General features: G+C 47.2%; 14 protein-coding genes. 5 read left to right on the top strand and 9 right to left on the bottom strand.

Going from position 1 to position 17,106, the window contains the following annotated elements; translation table 11 throughout:
• The first annotated feature begins 366 nt into the window (after window positions 1-366).
• Complete coding sequence (gene iscB, locus ACZ5QV_RS14115; RefSeq protein WP_464600407.1) at window positions 367-1,587, top strand: RNA-guided endonuclease IscB; 1,221 nt, start codon at window positions 367-369, stop codon at window positions 1,585-1,587.
• A 91-nt stretch (window positions 1,588-1,678) separates the two neighbouring features.
• On the opposite strand, the gene ACZ5QV_RS14110 is transcribed toward iscB (ACZ5QV_RS14115), so the two are convergent.
• Both ACZ5QV_RS14110 and ACZ5QV_RS14105 read right to left on the bottom strand, forming a co-directional pair.
• Complete coding sequence (locus ACZ5QV_RS14110; RefSeq protein ID WP_464602114.1) at window positions 1,679-2,500, bottom strand: ATP-binding protein; 822 nt, start codon at window positions 2,498-2,500, stop codon at window positions 1,679-1,681.
• Window positions 2,501-2,678: 178 nt separating this feature from the next.
• On the bottom strand, window positions 2,679-4,226 hold the full coding sequence (locus ACZ5QV_RS14105) for an asparagine synthetase B family protein (RefSeq protein WP_464600406.1): 1,548 nt from the start codon (window positions 4,224-4,226) through the stop codon (window positions 2,679-2,681).
• 557 nt (window positions 4,227-4,783) lie between these two features.
• Here ACZ5QV_RS14105 and purS point away from each other — a divergent pair.
• From purS to ACZ5QV_RS14085, 4 genes are all read left to right on the top strand, one after another.
• On the top strand, window positions 4,784-5,035 hold the full coding sequence (gene purS, locus ACZ5QV_RS14100; protein WP_464600405.1) for a phosphoribosylformylglycinamidine synthase subunit PurS: 252 nt from the start codon (window positions 4,784-4,786) through the stop codon (window positions 5,033-5,035).
• A gap of 37 nt (window positions 5,036-5,072) precedes the next feature.
• Complete coding sequence (gene purQ / locus ACZ5QV_RS14095; protein ID WP_464600404.1) at window positions 5,073-5,771, top strand: phosphoribosylformylglycinamidine synthase I; 699 nt, start codon at window positions 5,073-5,075, stop codon at window positions 5,769-5,771.
• Between the two features lie 200 nt (window positions 5,772-5,971).
• Entirely contained in the window at window positions 5,972-7,048 is a 1,077-nt protein-coding gene (locus ACZ5QV_RS14090) for a right-handed parallel beta-helix repeat-containing protein (protein ID WP_464600403.1), read from the top strand.
• A gap of 179 nt (window positions 7,049-7,227) precedes the next feature.
• Window positions 7,228-8,070, top strand: a complete 843-nt coding sequence (locus ACZ5QV_RS14085) for an MBL fold metallo-hydrolase (RefSeq protein WP_464600402.1) — start codon at window positions 7,228-7,230, stop codon at window positions 8,068-8,070.
• Window positions 8,071-8,266: 196 nt separating this feature from the next.
• On the opposite strand, the gene iscB (ACZ5QV_RS14080) is transcribed toward ACZ5QV_RS14085, so the two are convergent.
• The 7 genes from iscB (ACZ5QV_RS14080) to ACZ5QV_RS14050 all read right to left on the bottom strand — a co-directional run bounded on the left by iscB (ACZ5QV_RS14080) (window position 8,267) and on the right by ACZ5QV_RS14050 (window position 16,992).
• Window positions 8,267-9,568: an RNA-guided endonuclease IscB gene (gene iscB / locus ACZ5QV_RS14080; protein ID WP_464600401.1), complete on the bottom strand. Its 1,302-nt coding sequence runs from the start codon at window positions 9,566-9,568 to the stop codon at window positions 8,267-8,269.
• 274 nt (window positions 9,569-9,842) lie between these two features.
• Complete coding sequence (gene rnhB, locus ACZ5QV_RS14075) at window positions 9,843-10,514, bottom strand: ribonuclease HII (protein ID WP_464600400.1); 672 nt, start codon at window positions 10,512-10,514, stop codon at window positions 9,843-9,845.
• Between the two features lie 172 nt (window positions 10,515-10,686).
• Entirely contained in the window at window positions 10,687-11,898 is a 1,212-nt protein-coding gene (locus tag ACZ5QV_RS14070; protein WP_464600399.1) for an RNA-guided endonuclease InsQ/TnpB family protein, read from the bottom strand.
• Window positions 11,898-12,488, bottom strand: coding sequence for an IS607 family transposase (locus tag ACZ5QV_RS14065; RefSeq protein ID WP_464600398.1), 591 nt, complete (start codon window positions 12,486-12,488; stop codon window positions 11,898-11,900). Before ACZ5QV_RS14065 ends, ACZ5QV_RS14070 begins: the two co-directional genes overlap by 1 nt.
• A gap of 184 nt (window positions 12,489-12,672) precedes the next feature.
• The gene (locus ACZ5QV_RS14060) at window positions 12,673-14,094 is read right to left on the bottom strand and encodes an acetate--CoA ligase family protein (protein WP_464600397.1); all 1,422 of its coding nucleotides are present in this window, start codon (window positions 14,092-14,094) and stop codon (window positions 12,673-12,675) included.
• A 698-nt stretch (window positions 14,095-14,792) separates the two neighbouring features.
• On the bottom strand, window positions 14,793-15,326 hold the full coding sequence (locus ACZ5QV_RS14055) for a tRNA (cytidine(56)-2'-O)-methyltransferase (RefSeq protein WP_464600396.1): 534 nt from the start codon (window positions 15,324-15,326) through the stop codon (window positions 14,793-14,795).
• A gap of 139 nt (window positions 15,327-15,465) precedes the next feature.
• Complete coding sequence (locus tag ACZ5QV_RS14050) at window positions 15,466-16,992, bottom strand: AMP phosphorylase (RefSeq protein ID WP_464600395.1); 1,527 nt, start codon at window positions 16,990-16,992, stop codon at window positions 15,466-15,468.
• Window positions 16,993-17,106 lie beyond the last annotated feature (114 nt).

Raw genomic sequence — 17,106 nt, 5'->3', positions numbered from 1 at the left:
ATTAAATCCAAAGATTAAATCCAAAGTAACATCAGGAAAAACGTTAAGTCAACTACCCCTCCCTAAAATCTTAGCCTTCAGGCTCAGGTTTTTGAGGACGGGGCTTGTTTCGGCAAGTCCCTGGTTGACCAGATCGCCAGTAAGGAGCTTTGTAATACTGGCAGCCGATACGAAAGAATATTATAGTTACCCTGGAATGCCGCCTCAGTTTCAGGCTCTAAGGATGCTGGTTAAACAGTCCTGAGAGGTAGGGACAGTGCTTGCATCATACAAACCTTTCAGTATCAGATCGAGAGGAAGCCGGATTTGGTGGGTTGACTCCATAGACCCCAATACGCATAACTCCAAAAAATGGAGGTGAACTCTATGTTAGTTTACATTAAAAACCAGAACGGAAAACCACTAATGCCCTGTAAACCTTCAAAGGCCAGAAAACTTTTGAGGGAAGGTAAGGCAAAGGTTTTGAGAACCACACCATTTACAATTAAAATGCTTTTCGGAAGTAGTGGGTACACTCAGCCCGTGATAGCAGGCATAGACTCAGGCTCGAAAGTTGTTGGATGTGCTGCTATTGTTAACGGAAAAGTTGTGTACCAGTCGGAGATTCAGTTAAGACAGGATGTTTTTAAAAAGATGGATCAACGGAGGATGTACCGAAGAAACCGGAGAGGCCGGAAAACAAGGTACAGGCCCGCAAGGTTCAATAATAGGGCAGCTTCGAGGAAAGAAGGAAGGCTAGCCCCTTCAATCAGGAGTAAGCTGGAGTCCCATATCAGAGAAAAAAACTTTGTGGAATCCATCTTACCGGTTACGAAGTGGAAGGTCGAAACGGCTTCCTTTGACATTCACAAAATAACGAATCCGGAAGTTTCAGGTATTGAGTATCAGGAAGGTTCACTGAAGGATTTCTACAACGCCAGGGCTTTCGTACTGGACCGGGACGGGTACACATGCCAGCACTGCAAAGGTAAATCAAAGGATAAGCATTTGCAGTGTCATCACATCGTTTTCAGGTCTGATGGAGGCCCCGACACTCCGGAAAACCTTATTACCTTATGCAAAACCTGCCACCAAGCCCTCCATGCCGGAGAGTTTGAGTTAAAGAAAAAGCAATCAAAAACCAAACATGCAACCAACATGGGAATTATCAAAAGCCAGCTTAAAAAGTCAGACTGGGAGTTTGAAGAAAATTTTGGTTTTGAGACCAAGTTTAAGAGAGAACAATTTTTAAAACTTTCAAAAACCCACTATAATGATGCTGTTGCCATCTGCTGCGAGGACGGGCAAACGGTAAAGCTGGATAATACGGTTTACCATAAAAAACACGTTTCAGCCGGGGACTACAAGCAGACAACAGGTGCTAGATCAGAAAAGAAGATTCCAACCGGTAAAATATATGGAATTAGAAAATTTGACCGTGTAAAAACAGTTAAAGGGGAAGGGTTTGTGAAGGGAAAAAGAGCCACCGGCTTCTTTGCCATTCAAGATATATTTGGCAATGTGATATCAAACAGTGTCAACGTAAAGAAAAACTGTATTCGCCTCTGTGCGAGAACTACAACTTTAATCCAGGCGGCGAATGTTTGAACGCATTCCTCCCCCACCTGCCAGTTCCGCCAAAGCCGGAACTGTCGAGGATGGGGACCCCCCTGCTGAGGTAAGATGAGCTGCTTTTAGCTCATTTCTCAGACTTTTCCTGCTTTTCTTTCTCTTTTTCTTTCTCTTTCCGGATCTCTTCGACGATTTCAAGCAGTCTGTCTTTGATTCCCCGGATAGCTTCGATAGCCTCGCCTCCCATGTCGATGGGGGCTATTTTTTGCAGGTCGGCTTCAATAAGCTGGGTGTCGTAGGGGATTTCCCCGAGGACCGGGATTCCGAGCTCCTCAAGTCTCCCGTTGACTTTTCCACCCCCACCTTTGTTGACCACGGCAAGGATGTTCTTGACCCCGATTTCGGAAGACAGTTTCTTTATCCGTTCCGCGGTCTCAAGGGACCTGGCCCCGGGTTCAACAACTACAATCATAAGGTCCATGCCCCGGGTCGTGCCCCTTCCCAGGTGTTCGATTCCGGCTTCCATGTCCAAGATTACGGCACTCTTGTCCCTGATCATGAGATGGCGGAGGAGGGCCCGCAGGAAAGCCGAAGCCGGGCACATGCACCCGCTGCCCCCGCGGTCCACTGTACCCATGACAAGCATCCGGACCCCGTCAGGGCCCTTGATCCCATAACCCTCTGCGATGTCATCGACTTTCGGGTTATAGATAAAAGCGCCTCCCTCTTCTCCGGCCCTTTCTTCGATAAGATCTTTGTACTCGGTCAAAGGCCTTGGGGGGTTTTCGACCCCAAGAGATGAGGCCAGGTTCATATCCGGATCTGCGTCAATTGCAAGTACCTCGTATCCGTCCCTTGCAAGCAACCTTGCAAGAGTTCCTGAAAATGTTGTTTTTCCAACGCCGCCTTTACCTGTTATTGCTATTTTTATATTGAGTCCCCCGGTCAGGTTTCTGATTATAAATATTAGGGTATAATTATCTTTGCAGGAATATTATAAGTCAACTGTTTTATAGTTATTTATTTGTTTTTGGTTTTTTCAATATTATTCTAAAAAATTGAGAAGTCCAGGCTTTTTTATTTTCGCATATTATATCATTCAAAATATAATATTCAATATATATACTTTAAAGTAAAATTCCCTTTTCCTCAGCAACCTGGTCCAGGTACTTTTCAATATGTTTTCCTTCTTTTCTGGAAAAGCCCACGTCTCGGGCCAGTTTATCGAGCACCTTCTGGACCCCTGTCCCGTACTGCATGGCTTTTTTCTCTTTCCGGGCAAGCTCGGGGGAAAGCAAATCCAGGGCCATCTTCCTCAAGATATATTTTCGGCTGTAAACCCCGTCCATTTTTTGGACCTTTAGCTCCGGGCTGATCGCAAGCCCGACTCTGACCACTTCAGGGTCAAGAAAGGGCACCCGAAGCTCCACACTGTTGGCCATGGTGACCATATCGTCCCGCTCAAGGTTGACCTCCGAGATTTTGCAGATGTCTCCGAAAACTTCCCGATCAAGCACCTCTCCCCCGGCCTCCAGGAAAGCTTCGTGCCTCCTGTACCCTGCCAGCAGCTCGTCCGAGCCCTGGCCTGTTAGAAGCACCCGGACCCCGTCTTTCCGGGCGTGTTTTGCGATAATGTAGAGGGGAAGCCCTATTGAGACCTTCATGGGGTTAACGGACTCCACCGCCCGGATCACCTCGGGGACCGCGGCCTCGATTTCTTCAGGCGAGAGGATGTGAGTTACAAGTAAGTTCTCCATCCCGAGGGCCCGGGCTGCAAATTCGGCCTGTACGAGGTCGTGAGAGTCCGGCAGGCCCACGGCATAGAGCCGGAAATCTCTGGTTTTTTTTCCTGCAAGGGCAGCTACCACCGCGCTGTCAATGCCTCCGGAAAAAGCAATTCCGCAGCCAGGGGAAAGCCGGAGAGATACCGCCTTTTCAAGGGCCGCCCTTAAAGCGGCAGCAGCCTTCTCCTCGTCCGAGATCCGGAGTTCAGGGGGTCGGATTTTCAGGGACATTTCCCGGGTTTTTCCGGTTTTCACGTTGAAACTCAGGACGCTTCCCGGAGCTAAGGGGGATGCCTCAATTTTGTAAGGCAGGAGGGCCTTCTTTTCGGAGGCAAAGAAAAGTTCCGGCTTCCGGTCTCTTTCACCTCCTTCTCTGAGGCTGTAGAAAAGGGGTTTTACTCCCAGTGGGTCCCGGGCCAAGACAAGCTCGTCCCCCGAGAGATAGGCAAGTGCATAGTCTCCGTTCACGCGGGAAAGGGCGGCTGAAACAGCTTCCAGGGCCGGGGTTTTGGGGTCTTTTCCTGCCTCAGGCCCGTTTTTTTCCCCGGAATTGTCTGTCCTGTTCCCTATGCCGATCCTGTCCTTTATTCCGGTTTCAATCATGTGGAGGAGGGTTTCTGTGTCGGAAGTGGTCCTGAGTCCGAGGTCCGCTGCGATTTCCCTGAAATTGAAGATTTCCCCGTTAAGTACAAGGACCCCTTTTTCTCCCTTCAGAGGCTGGGGCATGTCGCCCGTGATTTTAAGGAGGGTGTTCCCTATGCTTACTTTCCCTTCGCTATGGACTCCACAGGCATCAGGACCCCTGTGTCTCAGGATTTCAAGCATTTTTTTAATTTTTGCCTCTATGTCAGGGGAAGGGACACTCCCCGAAGCTCCGGCGATTCCGCACATTAATTACACCTTTTTTTGTATATTCCGGCTTTTCAGGCACAGGCCCGAAAATGCCCTAAAATAAGAATCGAGTCAGATCCTGCTGAAAAAAACTTTCACAAAATCAGGTTCTGGAAATACAGTTCTATGAATGTATTTTTAGTTTGCGATCCTGGCCGCAGGTTTTCAGGATATAAAATTTTCAAAAAAAGCTGCGTCCTTTGAGGGGACAATTCCAACCTGGTACGCCAGTAAGGGGTTTTGAACTTTAACAAATAGGCAAAAAGTCCCCTTCCTCGATGTTTCTAATTGAATATTAGAAACTCTTGTTAAACCTATGGTTTAACACGACAGCCGAAGGCTGGCAGAGAGGTAGTTAACAAGCAAGCTTTTTATTCAAAACCCCCAATATACGCAACGTTTTTAAGTAACATACAATTTGTATGGATTAGATTGAGTACAGGTACGGACCACCTTTTGCATGTCCATTACAATTATCAAAATCTTATTTCCGCAAAAACCGCGGAATACCCGATCACCCAATCAATAATAATCCGAAACACTGAGGATTGACGAAAATGCAGTACCAGGCAACAGTAACCATTGAACAGAAGCCGGGAATGCTTGACCCCGAAGGCACGACCGTTAAAAGAGCCCTTGAACACCTCGGCTACGCAACCGAAAGTGTGAAGACCGCAAAACTCTTCACAATCGTGCTTGAAGCCGAATCTGTCGGAGTTGCGGAGCAGAAAATCGATGAGATGTGCCAGAAGTTGATCGCAAACCCGATCGTTGACAACTACACCATCGAAATCGAAGAGAAAAAATAAAGGCAAAATCGGAAAGAAAAATACTGAGGGAAGGATTATGAAAATTGCCATCATTCAGTTTGGAGGCACCAACTGTGACCTCGACGTTCTGCACGTCTTAAAAGAGGTCATGGGCCTAGACGCCGAGACTGTCTGGTACAAGCAGGAAGACCTGAGCGGTTTTGACGGGGTCGTGGTCCCGGGCGGTTTTTCCTACGGGGACTACCTGAGAGCCGGAGCAATCGCGGCCCGTACTCCCATCATGGATTCCGTGAAAAAGCTTGCAGCCGAAGGAAAACCTGTCATAGGCATCTGCAACGGCTTCCAGGTACTTACCGAGGCCGGAATGCTTAAAGGGGCCCTGACAACCAACGCATACCCAAAATTCAGGTGCCACTGGACCAGCCTGAGAGTGGAAGCCGTTGATACGCCTTTCACATCCAAATTCAGGAAAGGCGAAGTAATCAGGCTCCCCATTGCCCACATGGAAGGCAAGTTCTACGCCGAAGAAGAGGCCCTCGCCGAACTTAACGAAAACGAAAGGGTAGCCTTCCGCTACGTGGACGAAAACGGAAAGATTACGGACGAAGCCAACCCCAACGGCTCTATCGAAAACATTGCAGGAATCGTAAACGAAGGCAGAAACGTCATCGGGCTCATGCCGCACCCGGAAAGGGCTTCTGAAGCAATCCTCGGTTCCGACACCGGTCGCAAGATGTTCGAGTCAATGGCAGATTACATCACAGAGAACTTCTGAGTTCTCTGTTTTTTTCCTTTTTTCCCTGTTTTTTCTCTTACTTTTTCCCGATTTTTCTCTGCTTTTTCCCGATTGTCCCCCTGTTTCTCTTTTCAGAACCTTTTTTTCGAAACTTTGTTTCAAAACCTATATAATTATCAATTATTATTATTATAAAAATATATTTTATTTTTTAACACTTATATTCGGGGGATTGATACATGAGAGTTAAAAAATCTATTATAAGTTTTGTTGTAATCCTTATCCCGGCCCTGCTTATCATCGGGGCTGCTGTGGCCCTAGGAGACGGGACAACGATTACCGTGGATGACAACGGAGACGCGGATTTTGCCAGCATTCAGGAAGCGGTGGACAGCGCAGAGGATGGTGATGTAGTTTTCGTCTATCCGGGAATATATTCGGAAAACATTGAAGTGTATAGAGAACTGAGCATTGTCTCGGAATCCGGGCCGAAAAGCACTTTCATCATATCCAATGATCCGGAAGCCGATGTGCTTTATGTAACGGCCGATAACGTAAGCATTGACGGTTTTTCGGTTCTGGGCCTTCTGACCGAAACGGGCAGTATTTCCGAAAATGAATGGCCTGATGGCCTGGCGGGGATTTTCCTGAACGGGGCCGGAGGCTGTGAGATTGCAAACAATTCTTTCGTAATGAATGATGTCGGCATATTCCTTCTGGAGGCCGACAATTGTGTCCTGTACAACAACGTAGCGGCCCTGAATTACTGGGACGGAATTGACCTGCTAAACTCCAGCGGATGTCTGCTCTACGACAACCATGTGGTAAGAAACGACTGGGGAATCCTTTTAGATAACTCCACAGACAACACTCTCTTAAATAATACAGTGTCTGCCAGCAGTTATGAGGGCATAAGTCTTCTGGGGTGCACGGACTGTTTCCTGGAAGGCAACAGGGTATGCGGCAATGAACTCGGAATCTATATGAATGACTCCGAAAACAATTCACTGACCGATAATAGGCTCAAAAGGAATAATGAAGGAATCTTCCTTGAGTACTCCGAAAACAACCTGATCTACAGCAACCACTTTGACAACCTGGTCAATGCCGAAGATTATGGGACAAATGTCTGGAACGGTAGCTTGGGCAACCACTGGAGCGATTACAGCGGAGAAGATGCCGACAAGGACGGTATTGGAGACACACCCTATATCATCAACGAAAGCACGGACAGTATCGATTACATGCCCCTAATGGGACTTTTCCCACTTTCGCCTGAGGCTCCTGAAAACAATTCGACGAACAACTCCTCTTGAGCAGTGCTTTTCCGGACATAAAAATAGTAAACAGTATCAAACCTAAAACATACTTACTTTTTTTCATTTCATTTTTTCAGATCATCCGGTTCTGCTTTCTTTGCCCTATCCAGTTTTCCTTTTCTCAGATTTTACTTTTTTCAGATCAGCTTATATATATCTCTCTTAAATTCTAAGGTATGAAACTCACGGTCCTTGTTGACAACAACACCCTGATCGACAGGTACTTCCTCGCAGAACCTGGCCTCTCCTTCCTCATCGAAACCGCCAGCACAAAAATCCTTTTTGACACAGGCTATTCTGACATCTTCCTGACAAACGCCCGGAAAATGGGAGTCTCCCTGCTGGATCTCGATTTCCTGGCCCTTTCCCATGGACACCTTGACCATACCTGGGGCCTGGACCCATTTATCCGGCTCCTTACGGAAGCAAAAATCGAAGGGCTGTCCTATTCCTCTCCGAAACTGGTGGCTCATCCCCTTGCGTTCCAGAGCAAGCGGCTGGAAGGGGTCGGGGAAATTGGAAGCCTGCTTTCCTCCGAAAAACTTGCGGAACACTTCGAACTCAGGCTATCCGATGGCCCCCTCTGGCTGAGCGAAAACCTCGTCTTTCTGGGAGAAATTCCCCGGAGCTTTGATTTTGAAAACAGGGAAGCTATAGGTTATGTCGTGAAAGAAGGGGGAGAGCAGGAAGCTGATTACCTCTTTGACGATACGGCCCTTGTGTACATCGCGAGGGAAGGGCTCGTGATAATAACAGGCTGTTCCCATGCAGGGATCTGCAATATCACGGAATATGCCCGGAAAGTCTGTGGGGAGGAGAAGGTACTTGACATCATAGGCGGCTTTCATCTCCTGGGCCCTTCGGAAGCCCAGATGCGGGGAACCGTTGAATACCTGAAAAAGCTGGGACCTGAATGCATCCACGCCTGCCACTGCACGGACCTTTTTTCAAAAATAGAACTTGCAAAAGCCATCGATCTTAAAGAAGTCGGAGTCGGGCTGCGGTTAGAATACGACTGAGTTTTCTCTTTTCACAATTTCACTTTTTTACTGGCCTTATCCTTGACGAAGCCCTGCCTGAGGGCTGGGTGTACGCCCTGGGAAACGGGAGCCTGGCTGCTGCATGGATGTGAACGGAAAATTTTTTGAAATCTGACCTTCCGGGCCCTGAGTTATACGGGGCCGGGGTTCAATTTTTTGTTCCGGCCACAAAAATTCAGGCAGGGAGCCCGGTTGCTTTAGCGCCGGGAGGAATGCCGCACTTCTCTGTTGAATATTCATAACCATCTGTCCTCTGTAATACTTTGAAGTATTTTTTATTAATTGAGATCCTTTTCCCCTCTTTGTTTTTGATGTCGAAACTACCCGATTTTCTACAAGCAACGGAACCAAACCATGTCCCTCTGTACTTGCCTTTGGGTACAACCGCCTTGACTGTATCGCCAGTTTGAAAACCAAAAAAGGTTTTTTGCCTGGGAAGGTATGAACGAGGAAAGCCGTACTTATCGAGATTTGTTCTTTTATACTGCCCTCTTCCTTTTGCTTTGATATGCAGGACGTTGTTTATGGCATAATTGATTGTTTTTGGTGTGGATTCTCCTACACAAATAGCATCGAAATGATGATCTTTTGGCAGCTCTGCCCTGATTCTGTTCATTTTTGTCCTTGCACCTGTTCCGCATTCTACAGGAAGGCCCGTTCTCGTCAAGACTTCGAAAACTTTCCATCTGGTAGCTGTTACAATCGCAGCATCTTTAAGCGACTTTTTAACCAGGTTCTGCACTTCAGGATGTCCAAACTCTTCTGCAGTTTGACTTCCTTTTTTCTGGTTGCATTCTCTACAAGCCAATGTTAAATTGGAGACTCTGTTTGAGCCCCCTCTGATTTTAGGAATAATGTGCTCAATTTGTAAAGGAACGTTTTCAGCTCCACAGTAAACACATTTTCTACCGAATTTTTCAAGCAGATACTCCCTGATTTCATACCCTTGCAGCTCTCCCTGCTGGTATTCGATTCCACTGATCTCAGGGTTTTGCATGAGTTGAGTATCAAACTTGCAGTTTTCATAGGAAATGTGTGTCAATGGGCAGAGTTTCCTGAGCCTTTCGACCCAATTTTCAATGTTATCTACACGGTTTTGCAGAGACGGAGGCAGCCAGCCTTCCCGTCTTTTCCGGTTCAGAAACCTCGGTTTTCTGTATCTGGTTTTGCGGTTTCTTCGGGTTCTCCTCATTGCTCTTCTGCTATCCATATTCTTTTTTATGCTTGTTTTGTGGTGCAACTGTGCAACCCAGACAACATTTGAGCCTTTCAGGATAGCAAGACCCGTGTGACGGCTTCCGTAATCTATTTTTAGTCTAAAAGCCGAATTGTCCTTAGACTCTTTCAGCTCTTTGAGTCGGATTGTAAAGGGATATTTTTTGTGAATAACCGCTTTTCCCGCTTTAAGCAGTTTTCTTGCAACTGCTTCATGGCAGGGACTTAACGGTTCTTTATTTCTGTTCAGTACAAATATCATACTGGATTTCTCCTCTCTGCTTTGGAAACGAATTTCCGCTGCAGGTAACGCAGTTTTTGAAACTGTCTCCCCTCGCCAATGTTGGAAACGCTTGTCATGCGTAGCACACCGTCCCTACCTCTCAGGACTTTTAATACTACACGATAGAGCTGCAAACTGAGGAAGCATTTGCAGGTATCATGACATTTCTAACGTAGTCAATTAAGACTTAGGCTGGTCAACTAGGGCTTATACAAGCCCCACTGCTTCAGCGTGGGGTAGTTGACCTGTATCATTATTTTTCAGCTTCCGCATCAAGCTCCTTTCTGATATTATCCACGGTCTTCCAGGACTGCCTGACGATTTCCGGAAATTCGCCTCCGTGTTCCTTTCCCCATTTCAGCAAAAAAGCCTTCGTTTTAGGGTCTGCGGGGTATCCGCTCCCGAAATCCTGGCCCCATTCCTTTTTGAGTTCCTCGATCAATTCGTCCCGGCGTACCTTCGCAAGGATCGAGGCTGCGGAGACCACGGGATAAATGGTATCGGCCTGGTGCATTGAGATAATTTTGATTTTTTCGGCCTGGTCCGGATTGCTTTTTGCATACTGTTTGCGCAGGTTTTCCCCAAAACGCTCGGCTTTGACGTCGGCAGCATCCACGTATACGGTATCCGGCTGGAGCTTTTCAACTACCTTTGAGAAACAGATCACCATGATCTCGTTCATTGTCATGATTTTCCGGAGGTCGTCAATCTGGGAAGGGCTAACCTCCTGGACAAAATAGGAATCTGCGTGCTTTTTTATCAGGGATGCGAGCTGCTCTCTTTTTTTCGGGGTCAATTTTTTGGAATCCGCAACTCCCAGGACTTTAAGGACGTGGGCTTTCGATTCATCTATTTTGACGCCTCCTATGCACATGGGGCCTATGACGGGGCCTTTTCCTGCTTCATCTATTCCTACGATCATCATGCTTGCGTTCTCCTGAGCAGGTCTGCTGCCCTGTATCTGCTTAAGGAGAAAAACAGAAACTACATTATTTTAACCTTGCCTTCTTCTCAGAAAAGTTATGAGGCATTTTTGCCTCTTTGAGGGATGATTATGCTATGAAAAGTTCTAATTAGTATCACAAACAATCATGAATTTATGATATAAACTGTTCTTTGTATAGGGGGTTAACACTAACAGGGTGAAGCACAACACCCTCTATCCCCTCTGCAAAGGCATTAGGGACTGCTTTTCTAATCATGTTGTATGCTGCATTTACATCAGCATTAAGGAGAACTCCGGTAGCACTCCGGAAAAGTCCTCTTTTTACCCGTTTTCCAATATATTTGTCCCGGTGCTCCATTGGTTCATTATCAAGGAAAGAGCATTTGCTTGTATAGGACTCTTCGATCCTTTCAACTGAAATTCCAACTTCCTCGGCCTTGTACTCGACCATTGAAATAAGAGTACTGTGGGGAATCTGAGCAAACTTCTGGTTATTTTTTTTGCCCATGTTGGATTTTTGTTTCCAGAACGGGTTACTTCCTATGACAATTTTCTCCACTTTCATCTCCTGAGCATAGTCTATTATTGCCCTGCTCAGTTTGTGAAGTGTGTCTTTAATCCTTGAGTTTCGTTTGTGGGTAAGGACTTCTATTTTCTTACCGGTTTTGAGCCCGTGGGACTCATAAATGCTCTGGAGCTTTGCTCTTTCTTTGTTGTAAAACTGGTTTACGGACTTGGCAACTCCGCCCTTAACAATAATTGGAACTTCACCAAAATTGTTTCCAATGGTTACGAGGTTGACAACTCCCAGGTCAATTCCCAGGACTCTTCCAGAATTAATGGGTTCAGGTTCTTCTATTTCGGTTTCAAAAACGATTTCACAGGTGTACCCTACGTGTTTTGGAATGATCCTGACTTCTCTTAAATTTATATCATCAGAAAGTCTTGTCCGGATGGACAATGGAACTACTTTGGGGAACTTGAGTTTTCCGTCTTTAATCCTGACCTGCTGATTGGTAAAAACTAACAGGAACTCTCCATCTTTTTCTTTGTAATAAGGGGGTTTCGGCTTTCCTGTGAAAAGTTCGGGATTCTTTTTGAAAGCTTTCATAGCTTCAAAAAAAGATTTCCAGTTACTGTCAAGCACTTTTAGAGTCTGTTGAGCAGTTTGGGCCGGAAGCTCTTTGTAAGGCTCCGAATCCTTTACGAGTTTATAGAGTTCCCTGTACCTTATCCATTTCTTGTTTTTGAAAAACTCCTGTCTAACTATGTAGCTTGCAAAGTTATACAGGTTTTTGGATTTATGGCACAAATCACCAATTTCATCGGAACGAAATTGTATTTGCTCAACACGCTTAACCATCACTTTGATTCGACCTCTATCTCCAGGCGTTTATCTCTTCTTTTACTGTAATGTTTCATGGAATAGCAATGGAGCATTGAAATAATTTCATCAAATATTTCTTCAGAATCAAGCTTCTTATTGCCTATTTCAGACACCACTATTATTCGAGTACCAAACCTTGAAAACAGGTGAGAGAACAGTTCAAACCCGACTCTGCTTAACCTGTCTTTATAGGCAATTATCAAAAATTCAACTTCGTGATTCAGGATCTTATCAAGCATCTTGAAAAAATCATTCCTTTTCTCGAAAGAGATTCCAGATGCAACATCAGAGTACACTTCGTCAATTCGATGGCCTGAATTGAAAGCCCAACTCTTCAGCATTTCTATCTGGTTTTCCAGGTCTTTTTTTTGTTTAGAGGTTGAAACTCGTCCATATATAACGGTTTTCCTCATTACGTTTTTGTTGAATAATTTGTAAACATCGTCCTCATTGTAATCATAGTAACCGTTGTGCAGTTTGGTAACTCTTATTTTTCCTTGCTTAACGTAGATGCTTAAAGTATTTCTCGATACTTTCAATAGCTGGAGTACCTCTTTCGCTTTCATAGTATATAATGTGTAATATAATATTGATGCTATTTATAATTAGTGGATACTTTTGAGTACTATATACTTTTTTCGTCCATTAGCGGGAACCCCTAAAAAATAAAAAAAAAGATGATTTGAAAGATGGGTGGTTCCTCAAAATCCGGCGGGCTGTTACAACATTTTTATATCTGTTTTTTCCAGATCAGGAATTTCCATTTTGTCGGTGCCGGGCTTGGGGAGTTTTTACGCTCAAAATCGCCGCCGCCCGGGCCGCGCTTTCAGGCGTTGCAAAGACCGGCAGACCCTTTTCCTCAAACTTTTTCGCCAGTTTTTTCGTAAACGCCCCTCCCGGACTGCAAATAAGGACAGGTTTTTTGTGCCCGCCCTCTTCCAGGGTTTCCAGAGCTTCCACAGCTTCCTTTACCCGGTCAACGAGCTTTTCAGTAATCAGGGGGGGCCCCCAGAGCACGGTCACGATTGCTATATCGTATTCATCTCCTCCGAAAGCCTCCTTCAGGGCCTCCGCGTAGTGTTCGTCCAGCACATGCCCGGTCAGGTCGATGGGGTTTCCGGCGGCCGCAAAGGGGGGAATTTTTTCCATGAGGCGCACTTTTCTGGCCTCGGAAAGGGGGGGGACGACCAGGCCCCGGCTTTCGCAGGCATCAGCGATGTTGATCCCCATCCCGCCCCCATTTGTAATTATAAGGACCCGGTTTCCGGAGCCGGGATTGTAGGCATTCAGGGCCTTGCAGGCGTCCTTGAGTTCCTCGTAGCCTTCAACCTCGATGATGCCGCATTTTCGGAAGGCCGCCTCGTAGGCCTCGTAGCTTCCCGCAACGGCTCCGGTGTGCGAGGCTGCGGCCCTGGCTCCGCTCTCCTTTTTCCCGACTTTTACCGCGACAACCGGTTTTTTCTCCGCGCAGCGGGAAGCCGCTTCCAGAAAACTGCGGCCATCGTTTATGGACTCCACGTAAAGCAGCACGACCTTCGTGGCCTCGTCTTCCGCAAGGAAGGATAGGCACTCGCTCTCGTCCACGTCCACCCTATTCCCGTAGCTCACTATCCTTGCAACCCCTATTCCCTCGGCTGCGATCTCGTCCACTATAAGGGAGGCGAAAGACCCGCTCTGCGTAAGGATTGAGAGTCCTCCTGCTTCAGGTTTTTTGACGCGTTCGGGAGAGATGAAAAATGTGTCAACTTTTGAAACGGTATCGTAGATTCCGAGGCAGTTCGGCCCCATTATCCTGATCCCTTCGGTATCTGCCAGGGTTTTCAGTTCGGCTTCAAGCTCCTTTCCCTTCCCGCCTATTTCCTTGAAACCGGAACTCACGACAACAGCTCCTTTTACCTTTCCCAGCCCTTCCCGAAGAGCGTCCGGGATCTTTGGGGCAGGAAGGGCCAGAATGGCGATGTCGATAGTGTCTTCAATATCCTTCAGGGAAGCGTAGCACCTGAGGCCCATGATTTCTTCGTATTTCGGATTCACAGGATAGATCTTTCCGGGAAAGCCCATCTCTTTAAGGCTTTCAAGGATTATCCGGGAAAGACTGTCAGGTCTCGGGGAGGCCCCGACGATTGCAATTGACCGGGGGTTAAAAAAAAAGCTTATGTCAGAGGCAGGCATCAGCAAAACCCTCCAAACATGTCCAGGAATAGTTCCGGGGACGGGGGTTCAGTAACCGGGTTCAGGAGTTTCATATTTCATAAATTCTCCCGGAATCCTTATAAGTTATTCTCCGTGTCCCCTGTCAGCCATTGCCCGGGCCCCGGGATTATTGCCGGAAGGAAACCTTATGGAAAAAGAACTTTATTAAAAAAAGTTTAATATGAACTGCAAGAATAAGGATGAAGGGCCCCTGCACAAAGGCCCTTTCCCCCATTTTCCTGCACAATTGTAGCTGGTCTGTTTGTACCCTTATATCTGCATTATCAGGATACGCTATGCACCCTTTCCGGTTCATTCCCTGCACAGAAAATGAACTCTGGAAAACTCATATATTGCAGATAAATTAAGGTGGCATTGATCTGTCACGGTGGACAAGGTGTAATATGTCGAACCCATATTTAAGACTTTTCTTTTAATTCGTAATACCAATTACAAACTATCTATTTTTTATGTGTTACTCACTATTCTTCGGAATCCCCACTTCCCGGGAAGCAGTTTAGGCAAAAATGAAAAGAGAAGATGAAATAAGAAAATGAAATGAGATGATGAAAAGAGAAGATGAAAAAAGAAGATGAAAAAAGAAGATGAAAAAAGAAGATGAAAAAAGAAGATGAAAAAAGAAGATGAAAAAAGAAGGATGCAGGAAAAAAGCCCGTTTAATCCGGGTTATTTTCGAGCACCTTTTTCCCACGTTCCATCGGGACAATCGTCAGTTTCGCATGTGGGAACTCCCTTTTCAGGGGTTCGCCTTCCGCGATCCTGTCGAGAGTCAGGGCCACGGCCGCGACCTCGGAGTGGGGCTGGCTGCCCACGGCCACGTTCCAGTCCGCGAGTTGATAGATTTCGGGGGGAACTTTTTCCGCCCCTACGACGACCATGAGTTTGTCGCAGGCCCTGAGTTCGGGGGTGGCATCGGGCAGGTTTACCCCGTACATGGAAAGGTGGCAGACTTTGCCGCCCTCGGCTTTCCATTTCCTGATTTCTTCCTTGAAACTCACATTGTTTTTGACGTAAAAGTCCCCGCCCCAGCGCTCGACAACATCTTCGAGGGTCCCGATTATCCCGGGGTCGTTTGAGGCAAGCAACATGCCCTCGGCTCCCAGCAGGCGGGCTGTGAGTCCCACGTGGGTCGTGATCCTTTTGTCTCTTTCAGGTCTGTGCCCAAGGCGAAGTAATACAATCCGCTTCATAAATGGGCTAAAGTCGGGACAAAGTATTTAAAGTGTTTTGCCGGACTTCCGGTTATTTCCTGCCTCTTTACCTCCGGCAGCAGAAGGGGGGCTTCGACAGTTCCGGCAAAGCCGGAAATGGAAAGGAGGGGTAGTATACTCACTGAAAGCCGTATGTGGTCCCCGGGATCCTCCGGAGCAGCATACCCTCTACAATTATAGGATTTGTCCGCTGGGCAGTTGTTATGGCAATTTCGAGCTTGAACTCTTTTTCCGCATAGACGGTCATGATTGGGTCTCCTTTCTTCACGGCTTCTCCCATTTTCTTGTGAAGAGTGATTCCTGCGCCCTTGTCGTTTGGGGCTCCGGCAAGCCTTGCGACTTCAATGAGCCACTTGTTATCAAATTCAATGACATACCCGTCTGTGGAGGCACAGATCTCCGCGGTGTACTCGCCGACCGGGATGTCGTCCGGGGAAACATTCGGGTCCCCTCCCTGGATTTCTATGATCTCCTTCATCTTCGCAAGGGCTTTTCCGTTCCTCAGGGTCTCCAGGGCAAGGGCTTTCCCATGGTCTCTCGGAGCTGCCCCTCCCATTTCGAGCAGGATTCCGGCAAGGGCGGTACTCTTTTCTATAAGGCTATTCGGGCTTTCGAGGTTTTCAAGCGCCTTCAGGGCTTCTCTTACCTCAAGGGCCGGGCCTACAGTCCTGCCTATAGGGGAAGAGCCGTAGGTAAGGGCGCATTCCACGTTCATGCCGAGCCTGTGCCCGAGGTTAACAAGGACCCTGGCCAGTTTCTGCCCTTCCTGGATGTTCGCAACCTTTGTGCCGGCCCCTGTGGGGATGTCGATGACCACGTTGTCCGCTCCGATGGCCCCTTTCTTTGCCATGATGGAGGCAAGCATCTGGCAGTAGGGGTCAATGGAAAGCGGGTATTCCGCCCTGATGAGCTTGTCATCTGCGGGGGCGATGTTGGTGGCCCCTCCCCAGACAAGTACCCCTCCGACCTTCTCGGTCATTTCCTTTACTTCCTGGGCGCTGAACTCAACATTGCAGAGCACTTCCATGAGGTCGGCTGTCCCCCCGGCCCCGGTTATTGCCCTGGAACTGGTCTTCGGGATCAAAAGCCCGTTTGCGGCCACAATGGGGACAACAAGGAGAGATATCTTGTTTCCGGGCACCCCCCCGATGGAGTGTTTGTCCATTATGGGGTGGGTATCGAACTCGATTTTTTCCCCGGTGTCAATCATGGCCCGGGTCAACCACTCGATTTCATCGTCACTCATGCCGTGGATGTAGGAGGCCGTCATGAAGGCGGAAAGTTCAATGTCACTGAGGTTTTCGTCCACGACATCTTTTATGACTATGTTGATTTCTTCCCGGCTCAGGTGCTCTTTGTCCATCATCTTTTTAATTATCTTCCCGGACTTGCTACGAAGCGCAGGGACGACTTCCACGGGTTTGTCTCCTGCGGATTTGAGGTGTTCGTAGACCTCGGTAAAAACGCCCAGAGTTCCGACTTCTACCATATCCATTGTGGTGTCCACAATGGCAGAAACACTTTCATGGTCCCGGATTCGCACCCTGTCTCCCGGGTTAATCCCCAGTTCTTTTGCGTCCGCGATATTGAACAGCACTTTGTGCTGCCCGATTTTTATGTCAAAATGCTGTAGTTTTAACTGCATGGATACCCACTTTTCCTGTTTGTGCTCTACCTTAGGAATGGTGAAAATATAACTTCATGTTTTATTTCAGGAGTTGCTTCATACTCATACATATTGTGTTTTTGTGTGAGGAGG

The sequence above is a fragment of the Methanosarcina baltica genome (genome assembly GCF_055394095.1).
This window is presented reverse-complemented; position numbering and strand designations above follow the sequence as displayed.

What these genes read in the sequence shown, in the direction of transcription:
- ACZ5QV_RS14085 (WP_464600402.1), top strand. Translation starts at nt 7,228, where the DNA reads ATGAAACTCACGGTCCTTGTTGACAACAACACCCTGATCGACAGGTAC.
- ACZ5QV_RS14050 (WP_464600395.1), bottom strand. Translation starts at nt 16,992, where the DNA reads ATGCAGTTAAAACTACAGCATTTTGACATAAAAATCGGGCAGCACAAA.
- iscB (WP_464600401.1), bottom strand. Translation starts at nt 9,568, where the DNA reads ATGATATTTGTACTGAACAGAAATAAAGAACCGTTAAGTCCCTGCCAT.
- ACZ5QV_RS14060 (WP_464600397.1), bottom strand. Translation starts at nt 14,094, where the DNA reads ATGCCTGCCTCTGACATAAGCTTTTTTTTTAACCCCCGGTCAATTGCA.
- ACZ5QV_RS14070 (WP_464600399.1), bottom strand. Translation starts at nt 11,898, where the DNA reads ATGGTTAAGCGTGTTGAGCAAATACAATTTCGTTCCGATGAAATTGGT.
- ACZ5QV_RS14055 (WP_464600396.1), bottom strand. Translation starts at nt 15,326, where the DNA reads ATGAAGCGGATTGTATTACTTCGCCTTGGGCACAGACCTGAAAGAGAC.
- iscB (WP_464600407.1), top strand. Translation starts at nt 367, where the DNA reads ATGTTAGTTTACATTAAAAACCAGAACGGAAAACCACTAATGCCCTGT.
- ACZ5QV_RS14090 (WP_464600403.1), top strand. Translation starts at nt 5,972, where the DNA reads ATGAGAGTTAAAAAATCTATTATAAGTTTTGTTGTAATCCTTATCCCG.
- ACZ5QV_RS14065 (WP_464600398.1), bottom strand. Translation starts at nt 12,488, where the DNA reads ATGAAAGCGAAAGAGGTACTCCAGCTATTGAAAGTATCGAGAAATACT.
- purS (WP_464600405.1), top strand. Translation starts at nt 4,784, where the DNA reads ATGCAGTACCAGGCAACAGTAACCATTGAACAGAAGCCGGGAATGCTT.
- rnhB (WP_464600400.1), bottom strand. Translation starts at nt 10,514, where the DNA reads ATGATGATCGTAGGAATAGATGAAGCAGGAAAAGGCCCCGTCATAGGC.
- ACZ5QV_RS14105 (WP_464600406.1), bottom strand. Translation starts at nt 4,226, where the DNA reads ATGTGCGGAATCGCCGGAGCTTCGGGGAGTGTCCCTTCCCCTGACATA.
- purQ (WP_464600404.1), top strand. Translation starts at nt 5,073, where the DNA reads ATGAAAATTGCCATCATTCAGTTTGGAGGCACCAACTGTGACCTCGAC.